This window comes from Rhodoferax sp. ZS1R8 (genome assembly GCF_056521325.1).
Window position 1 is genome coordinate 305,773 of record NZ_JBWMBA010000003.1, and the last position, 13,014, is coordinate 318,786.

A 13,014-nucleotide genomic window follows, 5' to 3' on the forward strand; every position below is an offset into this window, starting at 1 on the left:
TTGGCTTGGCGCTCGCAGCGCCATAGCCACTCTACACAGACTTGAACAGCGCCGCGACCTTGACCTTGGGCTTGATATTGGCGGAAATGCCCCGGGCCTGCGGGCGGGCCGTGGCTTCCCACGAAGGCGCCGCAGCAGCTTCGCCAGGAGCCGATGGTTCGTACGGCTTGTCAAAAAACGGATCCCGCGACGTCTGCGCCGGGCGGTTGTAGTCGCTGCGTGGCGCACGCGGCGTGCGCGATGCATAGCCGTCGTCACGCGCGGCGCGTTGCTGCTGGCCACGGCCGCCGCTGCGGCCGTTGTCGCCACCAGTGCCTTCATTTTCTTGCGCGTACATGCGGCGGCCGTCGTTGATGCGGCCTTGCTTGCGGATATCGGGGGCGTCTTCGTCGTACTCCACCGGTTCCAGTTCGACCTTGGTCTTGATCAGCTTCTCAATGTCGCCCACCAGGCGTGCATCGTTGTTGCCGCCGACAAAGCTCACCGCAAGACCGGTCGCACCCGCGCGGCCGGTGCGGCCAATGCGGTGGATGTAGTCTTCGGCGTTGAACGGGATGTCGAAATTGAACACACACGGCACGTCCTTGATGTCCAGACCGCGTGCGGCCACATCGGTACACACCAGCAAATCGACTTCACCCTTCTTGAAAGCGTCAAGCGCCTTCAAACGCTCGTCCTGGCTCTTGTCGCCATGCAAGGCTGTGGTCTTCAGGCCTTCGTGCTCCAACGATCGGGCCAAACGGGCGCAGCCAAGCTTGCTGTTCACAAACACAAAGGCCTGCTTCATGCCGCGGGTCTTGAGAATCTGGTGCAGCGCATGGCGCTTTTCATCTTCCGGCACGCTGTAGAAACGCTGCTCCACGGTGGACGCCGTCGCATTGGGGCGCGCCACCTCGATAGTGACCGGGTTTTGCAAATAGCTGCCAGCCAGGCGTTTGATTTCGGGCGAGAAAGTGGCCGAGAACAGCAGCGTGGTGCGCTGCTTGGGCAGGTAGGACAGGATGCGTTGCAAGTCCGGCAAAAAGCCGATGTCCAGCATGCGGTCGGCCTCGTCCAGCACCACATATTCCACCTGGTTCAACACCGCGTTTTTGGCTTCGATGTGGTCCAGCAGGCGGCCAGGCGTGGCTACCAAGATTTCGACCCCACGTTTGAGTTCCAGCGTCTGGGGTTTCATGTCCATGCCGCCGAACACGACTGCGCTGCGCAGGTTGGTGTACTTGGCGTACAGCTTGACCTGTTGGGCCACCTGGTCCGCCAGTTCGCGGGTGGGCAACAGCACCAGGGCGCGCACCGGATGGCGTGCTGGGGAGGTGGAGCTGTTTTCGTGCTTCATCAGGCGGTGCAGCAGCGGGAGCGAGAACGCGGCCGTCTTGCCAGTGCCGGTCTGCGCGGCGCCCATGACGTCTTTGCCGGTGATAACCACTGGAATGGCCTGCGCCTGGATGGGGGTCATGGACTCGTAGCCCATTTCGGCTACGGCGCGGGCCAGGGGGGCAGCCAACTGCAACTGGGCGAATGCCATCAGCGGCGTATCGGCGTTCAGCTCGTTGGAAATTTCAGTGGTGGCGGGGGTAATCAGTTCAGTATTCAAGTCGGTCACGCATAGCGAAAAGGGGTTGCTATCCGTCCGATAGCTGAATGGCGCCCAACGCTGGGAGCACCCCGTATTATCCCCTAGGTTTCCCGAAAGGGTGAACACCCCGCCGCCGGGCCGCCCCCGAGGCGGGTTCGCCCCCTCGGGAGGCAGCGACCCGCGCAGCGGCGGAGCATGGGGGCCTTACTCACAAAACCCGCGCTGAAAACGTGTCGCAGGCCTTTACGCTGCCGCTTTTGATGCCATTGGCAAACCAGCGCTGGCGCTGGGCGCTGGTGCCGTGGGTGAAACTTTCTGGCACCACGGCACGGCCGCTGCCGCTTTGCAGCGCATCGTCGCCGATCTTGGCGGCGGCATTGATGGCCTCTTCCAGATCGCCCTGCTCCAGCAATTGGCGCGCATTGTTGGCGTGGAATGCCCAAACCCCGGCAAAACAGTCTGCCTGCAGCTCCACCCGCACGCTGAGGGCGTTGTATTCGGTTTTACTGACCTGGCCGCGCTGCTGGTCGACTTTGTTGCTGATACCCAACAAATTCTGCACGTGGTGGCCCACCTCATGGGCAATCACATAGGCCTGGGCAAAGTCGCCGGGCGCGCCAAGGCGGGTTTTCAGTGTCTCGTAGAAGCCCAGATCGATATAAACCTTCTGGTCAGCCGGGCAGTAAAACGGGCCCATCGCAGCCTGGCCTTGACCGCAGTCCGTGGGTGTGGCGCCGCGAAACAGCACCAGCTTCGGATTGCTGTAGGTGGTACCACCTTTGGCGAATACGTCTTTCCATACGTCTTCCGTCGACCCCAAGATCTGTTTCACAAAATGCTTCATTGGGTCGTCCGCCTGGGCATTCGTCGTCGGAGGGGAGTGCACTTGGGCGGTTGGTGCGCCGCCCCCTCCACTGATCAGGCCCAAGATCGTCAATGGATTGATACCGAAAATCCATCCGCCCACCAGTGCAATGACTATGGTGCCAATGCCAATACTGCGCCCACCCAATAGTCCACTGCCCGAACCACCACCCTCGCCGCGGCGATCCTCAACGTTGTCAGACTCGCGGCTGCCATCCAATTTCATGACGTTCTCCTATTTCTAGCCTAGGCCTTGGGTAGCGTCACGCCCACCTGGCCCTGGTACTTGCCTCCGCGGTCCTTATAGCTGGTTTCGCAGACGTCGTCTGTGTCACTCTCAAAGAACAGGACTTGCGCGCAACCTTCACCCGCATAGATCTTGGCGGGCAGGGGCGTAGTGTTGGAAAACTCCAGCGTCACATAGCCTTCCCATTCGGGCTCGAACGGGGTCACGTTGACAATAATGCCGCAGCGGGCGTAGGTGCTTTTGCCCAGGCAGATGGTCAGCACGTTGCGCGGTATGCGGAAATACTCCAACGTGCGGGCCAGTGCAAAGCTGTTGGGCGGGATGATGCAGACATCGTCGTTGAAGTCGACAAAGCTTTTTTCGTCGAAGTTTTTAGGGTCGACGACGGTGCTGTGGATGTTGGTGAACACCTTGAACTCGGGTGCGCAGCGGATGTCGTAGCCGTAGCTGCTGGTGCCGTAGCTGATGATTCTTTTGCCATCGGCCTGCCGGACCTGGGCCGGCTCGAAGGGTTCGATCATGCCGGTCGTTTCAGCCATGTGGCGAATCCACTTGTCGCTTTTGATGCTCATGGGGTGGCTCCTAAGTTGGGGGGTGATTGTATTTGGTGCTCGTATGCTGCTTGCAGGCTGCTTGCGTGCCGGCGCCGCGGGTGGCGGGATATGGGGTATGGCTGCGGGCTCATGGTGTCCTGCTGGCCACAAATCGCCCGCACCCATACCCCATACCCCGCTGCGTAGCCGAGGGGAACGCGCGGTCGAAAACCCGTATCTCGCGCCAGGGTGGGGGTAACCGGGCGGCGATTTGTGGCCAGCAGGACACCATGAGCCGCCCGGTTACCCCCACCCTGGCGCGCGAAAGCCCAACAACAGCTATAAATTCAGTAGCGCCTTACGCATGCCCCACGAGGGCTACAGCCTCAAATGGCTTGAGAGATCACCGTGCGTTCGACCAACCGGTCATCCCCCAGCACAACCATCGCAAATAGCAACTCATCCAGATTGGAGGCCTGCGACGTCTTGCGCGCCAGCAACGGCGTTGCCTTGGGGTTCAGCACCACAAAATCGGCCTCGCAACCCGGCAGCAGATTGCCAACAACCCCCTCCAGCCCCAAAGCCCGCGCCGCGCCGGCCGTATGCTGCCACCACAAATGCTGCGGATGCAAGGTCAGCCCCTGCTTGGTCTGCCCTTCCCGCCCCACGTAATAGGCAGCCATCATCGTGTGGAAAGGGCTGAACGACGTGCCACCACCCACGTCACTGGCCAGACCGTACTGAAAACCCACCCGGTCGGCACCGGCATAGTCAAAAAAGCCGCTGCCCAGGAACAGATTACTGGTCGGGCTGACGGCCGCCGCGGTGGCCGTGTCGCGCATCAGTGCCCGGTCGGCATCGTCGAAGTGGATGCAGTGGGCATACACGGCGCGCTGGCGCATCAACCCAAAATCGTCGTAGGTGGCCAGATAGCTGCGCGACTGGGGGAACAGCGCGCGCGCCCACGTGATCTCGTCCTTGTTCTCGGCCACGTGGGACTGGATCCACACGCTCGGGTACTGCTTGGCCAGATCACCTGCGCCCCGCAATTGCGCATCGGTACAGGTAGGTGCAAAGCGCGGCGTGATCGCGTAGCCCAGGCGGTCAATGCCGTGCCAGCGCTGGATCAGCGCTTCGGTGTCGCGCAGGCTTTGCTCGGTGGCACCCACTGCACCCTGCCCCTGGTTCAACAAATCGGCCGGCGCGTTGCGGTCCATCAGGCACAGGCCGGTGATGATGCGCATGCGTTGGGCCTGGACCTCGGTGAACAAGGCGTTCACCGATTCGGTGTGCGATGTCGCAAACGTCAGCGCGGTGGTAACCCCGTTGCGCAACAGCTCCGCTACAAAAAACGTAGCTGCTTGCGCGCTGTAGTCGGGGGCTGCGAAGCGCTTCTCCTCTGGAAAGGTGTAGTTCTCCAGCCAGGGCAGCAAGCCGTCTGCCGGGGAACCAATCACATTGGTTTGCGGGTAGTGGATGTGCATGTCCACAAAACCGGGGGCAATGATGCGGCCCGGGAAGTGCTCGACAGCAACATCTGGGTACTGGTCCGCCACCTCGCGGTAGGCACCTACGGCTTGCACAACCTGGGTGCCGTCGGCATTAGGACCCACGACCAGCAGGCCGTCTTCTTCAAACAGGGCACGCACAGGGCCCTCGCCGTGCGGGGCAAACCAGAGAACGGAGGCGCGGTAGGCTTTCATGGCGGCTAGCTTAAACCGGGAATGGTGGTCAACCATAAGGCGCTCCGCATAAACCCTATGCCACCGGGCCGGGGTGGCTTTCGTAGCGCTACAGGCTGCGGCCAGTGCTTACCAATGCTTGCAATTGCCGGCAGCCATGGCGCCGATAGCCGCGCTACAGTCGACCGCACGATGCGAACAAACACCTTGAAGCAATGGATGGCGCACCAGGCCCACAGTCGCCCACTGTGGCTGCTGCTGGGCGTTAGTGCCCTGAGTTTTGCCGCCCATGGCGATGACCATTTCCCGGCTGCCGGCAATGCCGTGGGCAGCTGCACGGTGCCGGCAGCCGCGCAGTCAGAAGACACGTCCACACCCACCACTGTAATTGGCAACGGCACACCCGCCAGCTGCACCGGCTCCGCCGTGGTGCAGGGTGTGGCCCGCGGCGGCGTAATTACCTTCAACTGCGGGCCGGATCCGGTGACGATCACGTTGACCCAGCCCGCCAAAATCTTCAACAACACCGGCCCCAAGATCGTCATCGACGGTGGCGGCAAGGTGACACTCAGCGGCGGCGGCACCTCGCGCATTCTGTACATGAACACCTGCGACGCCGCCCAAGTGTGGACCACATCGCACTGCCAGGACCAGGACCACCCGCAGCTGACCGTGCAGAACCTGACCTTCATCGACGCCAACTCCAGCGGCGCGAGTCCCGATGGTGGCGGTGCCATCTGGGCGCGCGGTGGCCGGCTGAAAGTGGTCAACAGCCGCTTCTTTCGCAACCAGTGCGACGCTACCGGGCCCGACGTGGGCGGCGCTGCTATCCGTGCGCTGAGCCAGTCGCAGAACTTGCCGGTCTATGTCGTGGGGTCCACGTTTGGCGGGCGCACGGATCTGGGTAATGTGTGCTCCAACGGCGGCGCTTTGAGCAGCATTGGCGTGTCGTACTCCGTCATCAACAGCCGGTTCACCCACAACCGCGCCATTGGCCAAGGCGCCAACCCGGCGCGGTCTGGCACGACCGGCGGTGGCAGCGGCGGCGCCATCTACAACGATGGCAATACGTTCCAGCTGCAGGTGTGCGGTAGCGAGATCAACAACAACACAGCCAAGGAAGGCGGCGGTGCCGTCTTCTTTGTCAGCAATGACCGCAGTGGCACGCTGGCGATCAGCAACTCGGTGCTCAGTGCCAACCCCAGCGCAGGCTTCGAGACCACAGGCCTGCCTGGCATCTTTTACCTGGGCAGCGGTAATGCACAGATAAGCACGTCCACGCTGGACCGTGGCAACACCACCACGTCGGCCGATTGTGTTTTCAACTGGGGCGAGCACCGCTATGCGGATTTGTTGATACCTGCGCCCGCGCGTTCGCAAACACTGGCGCCCTACTACTACCGCTACTACCCCGGCACCAACAGTTATGTCGGCATCTCGTCGCAGGACGACCACCTGCGCTACATGGGTAGCGCCAGCAGCAATCAGATGCTGGACCTGGGCAGCATGGCTACATGGAAGCAGACAGCAGGCTGCCAGTGACGCAGGTGCGCTGACGTCTGCTGCGGCAAGCCCCTCCGCACCCTAGGCGCGCGCCGAGTCAGCGGCGAAAGCGCGGCCGGCCTCTTTTTCCTGAGCGGATTCTTCCGCAGTCCTACAACGCTTGACCGGCATGTTCGACCCCGTAGAGACCTCCCGAATGCAACGGGCTGACGCAACAGCTTCCTGCCTACCCTATTCGGTAGACGCACACGCCACCAGGCTGACCACAACCACCAGCAATGGATAAATTTTCATTCAGTGAGTTCTTTCTTTATTCGTAAGCCGCCCCAGTGGACCCCCCGATATCACCGTTCAAGGGGCCCGATCGACCACTGGCCGAGGCGACAGTTTACGCGGGTCTTGTCGTGCGCTGAAATGCCACGCGTGCCTTCCAACGTGGAGACACATGGTCCCATCTGTCACTACAAGGAATACGCCCATGTACAAACGATTGCGTCGTCAAAAATCATCTCTGGCGTTGCTGTCACTCATCGCCTCCACGCTCACGGGTTGCGGTGGCGGCGGTGGCACGGAGAGCGCGGAGAGTAGCGCCATCAGCGGCGCATCAAGCGCAGATATGGCCGTTCAGGCCACCGGTAGCGCACTCGGAGGGTCCGCCGTTGCAGACGCCGCGAAGATCCTGCGTGGCACCGTGCTCAGCACCACTGGCAAGAAAACTTTGAAGAAGGCAGATATCGACGCTTCAGTCAGCGTAGCGGAGGCCCCGCTGGTCACCAATGTAGCCGGCAAGCAGTCGGCCGCCGGCAATGCAAAGTGCGATGTACAGGTGCTGCGTTTCACCTACAGCACGATCAACCCACAGGATGCCCCCAAGTCCGTGCAGGCCACAGCCAAAGCCAGTGCCGCACTGCTGGTGCCGGGTGCAGATTGCCGCGGACCGTGGCCCATGCTCTCGCAGCAGCACGGCACCAGCATCGGCAAAGATGGTGTCGGTCAGGAGGGCATCAAGAGCATGGCGGCCTACTATGGCTCGCAGGGCTATGTGGTGGTCATGCCCGACTACCACGGCTATTCTGATTCCTCATTGCTGTACCACCCCTACCTGCAGGCCGAACCCAGCGCCGCCGTGGTCATCGATGCGGTGCGTGCGGCGCGCAACTGGCTCAACAACAATGGCTACGGTGCATCGCTGGGCACCAAGCTCTTTCTGGCGGGCACATCGGAAGGAGGCTACGTGACGATGGCCGCGCAGCGCAGCATGGAGCGCTACTTCCCTACCGAGTTTGCAATCACCGCCGTAGCGCCGACCTCCGGCCCCTACCAGGTGCAGGCTACGTTTGACCAGTTCATGGGCGCACCTGACACCAACGAAGAATCCAAAACGGTGGCGGCGACTTACATCATCGAGGGCTTCTACCAGCGCTACGGTGACGTGTACACCAACCCAACAGAGGCCTACCGTGACCCGTGGTTCAAAGAGATGGGCAAACTCCCGCCACTGCTACCGAGCACCACCACCTCAAGCGACGGCGTGCTGCGCCAGACATGCCAGTTGCCCTACAACCTAAAGGACCCTGCAACCCATCACACACCACAGTACCCCGATTGCAGCGCAGAGCCCTTGCTCACCGCGGACTATGTCAAGAGCTACCTGGGTGCCCCAACCGCTATCAGTAAAGGTGGTGCAAAAGTGCGCGAGCACGCGGGCGAAAACAACCTGCTGCGAGACTGGAAGCCAGTCAGCAAAACCTTTGTCTGCTACGGCAGCCTGGACAAAATGGCCGCTCCGAATGCCATTGCCGCCAGAGCCTACTTTCAGGCTGCCGGTGCCGGGCCTTTGCTGACCGTGGAAGACCTGGAAACCGAAACCCAACCGGTTATCGCCCAGTGGATGGATTCGCAAACCCCGTTGCACCCGCCCGGCGCAGGCTACCATGGGCAGGTGGAAGCGAACGCCTGCACGTCCTGGTCGCGCCACACCGTATTTGACCCACTCCGTTAGCACCGCAGCAACACGACCAACCCATGCCAACCGACAGCCCGGCCCCCAACGCAGCCACACCGGTAGTCCCCTTCAGGGACTACGCCGCCGTGCTGGCTTGCCTGAGCCTGGGCCTGACACTGCTGGTCGTGGTGATGTTGTCGCAACAACACGTACGGGTCATGCTGTACCAGGTGTTGCCAGCCGTGCTGACCACGATGGCCTGCAGCAGCGGTGTGGGCCTATGGCTGCTGGTCCGCACACGCCTGAAGCTGTGGACCTTGGTGGCAGTGCCGGCGGCGGCCGGTGCGGTGGGCATGGTGTTTGCTGTGGCTGCATTGGCAGCAGCCCACGGCCGCACGCTGTCAGACGTCCTGGGCCGGCATGTGGTGGTCAAAGGCTTGATGGCCGGCCCGGTGCTGGGTGCCATGGTCGGACTGAGTTTGTTCTTGCTGGCACGTGCCCGCCAGCGTGAACTGCAGGCTTGGCACCAGGAGATGACCAACCGTCTCGACATTGAACGCCTGCAACGCGAGCGTGCGCTAGCCGACCTGCAATTGCTGCAGGCCCAGATCGAACCGCATTTTTTGTACAACACGCTGGCAAATCTGCGCCAGTTGATACGCATGGACAGTACCCGCGCGCTGGCCATGCTGGAGCAGCTGATCAAGTACTTCAAACTGGTGCTACCCAGCTTTCGCAGTGAACGCTTGCCGTTGCCCGACGAGATTGCGCTGGTTGAGGCCTACCTGCAGCTGCTGCGCGAGCGCCTGGGCCGCCCCATTCAACTGACTCTGAACGTGCCGCCCGCGCTCCAGGCAGCGTCCATCCTGCCGGGCGCCCTGCTGTGCCTTGCCGAAAACGCCGTCAAGCATGGCTTGCCCGACGATGGCGAAGGGCTTACGTTGCACATAGCAGCCACGCGCACGGGTGCGTGCTTCCAACTCAGCATGCAAGACAATGGACCAGGTCTGCGCACGCAGACCAGCGCCGAATCGACCGGCACCGGCCTGCGCAACCTGCGCGAACGTCTGCGCCTGCGTTACGGTGGGCAAGCCAGCCTGCATTTGGAGGATATCGGTTCCGGCTGCAAAGCCACTCTGGAGTTGCCATGGGAAGCCCCATAACCAAAATAGCGCGCGCCGTCATTGCCGACGATGAGCCCCTGCTGCGCGCCGAGCTGTGCGACATGCTCGCGCAGGCCTGGCCCGCGTTGGTGATTGCCGACCAAGTTGGCGATGGCCGGGCTGCTGTCGCCAGTGTCCAGCAACATCTGCCGGACGTCGTGTTTCTGGATGTCCATATGCCGCGCCTGGACGGAATGGCTGCAGCACAGCAGATGCGCGAACACGGCTATGGCGGTGAAATAGTTTTCGTCACCGCCTACGACCAATATGCGCTGCCGGCCTTTGAACAACGCGCCATCGACTACCTTGTCAAACCGCTGGAAGAAGCGCGGCTACGCGATACCGTGGCACGGCTTCAGGTCCGCCTGGCGGCGCCCCACGGCGATACGGGCCAGGATCCCGCAGCGCTGATCAAAGAACTGCAGCAAACGGTGGCGCAATCCATCGCCCAGGCTATGGCCCACGCCAGCCCCGCTGTGCCAACTGTGCCGGAGCCCATGCCCTGGGTCCGTGTGGTCAGCGGCAACCAGATCCAGCTGATACCGGTAGACGACATCGCCTGCCTGCGCGCCGTGCCCGGATACACCCAGATCACCACGCGACACGGCGAACACCTCATCAACGAACCATTGGCCAAGCTGCTGGAGCGGCTCGATCCGCACAACTTTGTGCAGGTGCACCGCGCCAGCATCGTCAATCTGCGCTTTGTTGCCAAGATCCACCGCGAGCGGCCGGGGCGGTTTATGGTGGAGCTGAAAGACGGCCTGGGCAAGGTCGAAGCCAGCCGAGCCCGCGCCGATTTCTTCCGCGATCTGTGACCAGACCGGGGGGCGGTTCCCAGTTGGGCCTACTGCCACACCACTATCGGTTGGCGATACTGTAGCGAAAACAACGCAGCCCAGGCGCCACGGGGGGCATGCGTGCGCTGCCGTACAAACCGCCGCCCCCGAAGGCCCTACGCTGACCATACCCCCACCACCCTTGTTTCGTGCCCGGAGAATAGTATGGCCAGTCTGCAGAAGATATTTCCCTGCCTGTGGTTTGACCACCAGGCCGAAGAAGCGGCCAACTTCTACGTAGGCATTTTCAAAAACTCCCGCATCAAAAAAATCGCCCGTTATGGCGAGGCGGGGCATGAAATCCATGGCATGCCGGCAGGTTCGGTGATGACAGTGTCATTTGAATTGGTCGGCCAATCATTTACCGCGCTGAATGGCGGGCCGACATTCAGATTCAATGAAGCCGTCTCTTTGCAGGTGGATTGCACGACGCAAAAGGAAGTGGACGACTACTGGAACAAGTTGTCGGCCGGCGGAGATGTGGGCTCCCAGCAGTGCGGCTGGCTCAAGGACAAATACGGTTTGTCGTGGCAGATTGTGCCCACCATCCTGCAGGACATGATCACCGACTCAGAACACGAACGGTCACAACGGGTGATGACTGCCATGTTGCAAATGACGAAACTGAATATCGACGACCTTAAACTGGCCTACGCAGGAGCCTGAATCGCTATCAATTCAGGAGCGGCTTACGCTCACTGCACAAGGGCTACAGCCCGTTTTCACTCAAAGGTTTGAAACACCGCGTCCAGCCGCTGCACATACTGGCTGCGCAACGACGCATCGATAAAGCTGGCATCAAAGCTGTTGCGTGCCAGCTGGTAGGCATGCTGGCTGGTCATGCCCAGCGCCGCAAAGGTCTGCGTGAAGTTCTCGTTGATATAGCCGCCGAAATAGGCCGGGTCGTCCGAGTTGACGGTGGCCATGATGCCGGCGTCCAGCATGCGCTGCAGGTTATGCTGGGCCAGTGTCGGGAACACGCGCAGCTTCAGGTTGCTCAAGGGGCATACGGTCAGCGGTATCTGGTCTTTGGCCAGGCGCTGCATGAGCGCAGCATCGTGTATGGCCTGCACGCCGTGGTCTATACGCTCCACCTTCAGAACGTCCAGTGCGCTCCAGATGTAGGCCGGCGGCGCTTCTTCACCGGCGTGCGCCACCAGGCGAAAGCCCAGTTGCTTGCAGCGGGCGTACACCTTGGCAAACTTCTCCGGCGGATGCCCTACTTCGCTGGACGCCAGGCCGATGCCCACAATCTTGTCGCGCAGCGGTAGCGCCTCTTCCAGGCAGGCAAAGGCTTCCTCCTCGCTCAGGTGGCGCAGGAAGCACAGGATCAGTGAGGCCGTCATGCCGAACTTGGCCGGCGCATCGGCGCAGGCACGGTGCAGGCCGTTGATGACGGTGGCGGCATCCAGACCATGGCCGGTGTGGGTTTGCGTGTCGAAGAAGATTTCGGTGTGCAACACGTTGTCGGCCTGGGCACGGGCCAGATACGCGCAGGTCATGTCATAGAAGTCTGCTTCAGTCTTCAGCACCATCGTTCCCTCGTGGTAGATGTCCAAAAACTCCTGCAGGTTGTTGAACACATAGGCATCGCGCAGCGCCTGCTCACTGGGGAAGCGCAGCGCCACGTTGTTCCGCTTGGCCAGCGCAAACATCAGCTCGGGCTCCAGCGAACCTTCGATGTGCATGTGCAGCTCGGCCTTGGGCATGCGGCGCAGCAGTTCGGGCAGGCGGTCGGCTGCTATGGGCTTGTGATTCATCGTCGTCATGCTTGTGCTCTCTTGTGTGGTGCAACAGTCTATTTCAGGCGGTCGGCCAGAAAGGCCTTGACGCGCTGCTTGGCGTCTTCACGCGCTTCGGGGTTTGGCGCGGTTGTCACGCCTGCCCCTGGGGTCACGCCGTTGGGCACGTCCTTGCGGACACGCTTGGCGGTCAGTGCGGGGCTATCAAAGTCGTGGTAAGTGTCGGGGTAAGTGACGATCTGCATGGGCTCACCCCGGGCTGACACTGTGGCGGCCAAAGCCTTGCACGGCGCGGCGGGCGTCCAGTCGTCGGTCTCGCCTATCAGCAGCAACAGCGGTGCGTAGGGGTGGAAGCGCTCAGGATTTTTGTTGCGCGCCGTGCAGCCGGGGTAGAAGGCAACGGCCGCGTTAAACCCCGGGCCCGACGGGCGATGGCCGATCGTGTCCAGCGTCACGCCAGCCCCATGCGACCAGCCCAGCATGGCAATGCGGGCGCCATCCACCGTGGGCAACTGGCGCAGGTAGGCTAGTGCTGCGTAAGCATCACCGACGCGGTCTGATTCCTTCAGCGTGCGTTCGCTGAACTTGACGGTGCAGATCTCCTGGAAGCCGCGGGAGCTGAAGCTGTCCAGCATCAGTGCCACGTAACCCTGTGCGGCCAGGTACTCGCCCCACATACTGTGGCGGGCGTTGAGCTGGCCGTCTTTGCCATAGGCGCCGCCGCAACCATGCACCATGACCACCGCGGGGTGCCGGGTGGTGGTCGAGGCTTCTGCGGGGCTGAATACAAAGGCGCGCAGCGGTTCAGGTGACGACGACAGGCCCGCCGTGGGCACCTGCACCGCCTGCGGGGTGGCCGCCAGCGCCAGGCCGGTCCATAGCGACAGACTGACGCCCAGGGTTGCAAGCAGCTTCATACG

General features: G+C 62.0%; 11 protein-coding genes. 5 read left to right on the plus strand and 6 right to left on the minus strand.

What is annotated here, in order from left to right; all coding sequences use genetic code 11:
* Positions 1-31: 31 nt before the first annotated feature.
* The 4 genes from AC097P_RS12350 to guaD all read right to left on the minus strand — a co-directional run bounded on the left by AC097P_RS12350 (position 32) and on the right by guaD (position 4,923).
* Positions 32-1,525, minus strand: coding sequence for a DEAD/DEAH box helicase (locus tag AC097P_RS12350; protein WP_479611066.1), 1,494 nt, complete (start codon positions 1,523-1,525; stop codon positions 32-34).
* 259 nt (positions 1,526-1,784) lie between these two features.
* Positions 1,785-2,666 (minus strand): KPN_02809 family neutral zinc metallopeptidase, encoded by an 882-nt coding sequence (ypfJ, locus tag AC097P_RS12355; protein WP_479610717.1) that lies wholly within the window; start codon positions 2,664-2,666, stop codon positions 1,785-1,787.
* A 20-nt stretch (positions 2,667-2,686) separates the two neighbouring features.
* Positions 2,687-3,259 (minus strand): dCTP deaminase, encoded by a 573-nt coding sequence (gene dcd / locus AC097P_RS12360; RefSeq protein ID WP_479610718.1) that lies wholly within the window; start codon positions 3,257-3,259, stop codon positions 2,687-2,689.
* A 347-nt stretch (positions 3,260-3,606) separates the two neighbouring features.
* The gene (gene guaD, locus AC097P_RS12365) at positions 3,607-4,923 is read right to left on the minus strand and encodes a guanine deaminase (protein ID WP_479611067.1); all 1,317 of its coding nucleotides are present in this window, start codon (positions 4,921-4,923) and stop codon (positions 3,607-3,609) included.
* Positions 4,924-5,094: 171 nt separating this feature from the next.
* Between guaD and AC097P_RS12370 the strand changes: the two genes are divergently transcribed.
* The 5 genes from AC097P_RS12370 (at position 5,095) to AC097P_RS12390 (ending at position 11,018) form a co-directional block, all read left to right on the plus strand.
* Positions 5,095-6,444: a hypothetical protein gene (locus tag AC097P_RS12370; protein ID WP_479610719.1), complete on the plus strand. Its 1,350-nt coding sequence runs from the start codon at positions 5,095-5,097 to the stop codon at positions 6,442-6,444.
* 439 nt (positions 6,445-6,883) lie between these two features.
* Positions 6,884-8,407 (plus strand): alpha/beta hydrolase family protein, encoded by a 1,524-nt coding sequence (locus AC097P_RS12375; protein WP_479610720.1) that lies wholly within the window; start codon positions 6,884-6,886, stop codon positions 8,405-8,407.
* Between the two features lie 23 nt (positions 8,408-8,430).
* Positions 8,431-9,513, plus strand: a complete 1,083-nt coding sequence (locus AC097P_RS12380; RefSeq protein ID WP_479610721.1) for a sensor histidine kinase — start codon at positions 8,431-8,433, stop codon at positions 9,511-9,513.
* The gene (locus AC097P_RS12385; RefSeq protein ID WP_479610722.1) at positions 9,498-10,331 is read left to right on the plus strand and encodes a LytR/AlgR family response regulator transcription factor; all 834 of its coding nucleotides are present in this window, start codon (positions 9,498-9,500) and stop codon (positions 10,329-10,331) included. The genes AC097P_RS12380 and AC097P_RS12385 overlap by 16 nt, the downstream gene beginning before the upstream one ends.
* Positions 10,332-10,517: 186 nt before the next feature.
* Entirely contained in the window at positions 10,518-11,018 is a 501-nt protein-coding gene (locus AC097P_RS12390) for a VOC family protein (protein WP_479610723.1), read from the plus strand.
* 56 nt (positions 11,019-11,074) lie between these two features.
* On the opposite strand, the gene AC097P_RS12395 is transcribed toward AC097P_RS12390, so the two are convergent.
* Both AC097P_RS12395 and AC097P_RS12400 read right to left on the minus strand, forming a co-directional pair.
* On the minus strand, positions 11,075-12,121 hold the full coding sequence (locus AC097P_RS12395) for an adenosine deaminase (protein WP_479610724.1): 1,047 nt from the start codon (positions 12,119-12,121) through the stop codon (positions 11,075-11,077).
* A 29-nt stretch (positions 12,122-12,150) separates the two neighbouring features.
* Entirely contained in the window at positions 12,151-13,011 is an 861-nt protein-coding gene (locus AC097P_RS12400; RefSeq protein WP_479610725.1) for a dienelactone hydrolase family protein, read from the minus strand.
* Positions 13,012-13,014: the final 3 nt, after the last annotated feature.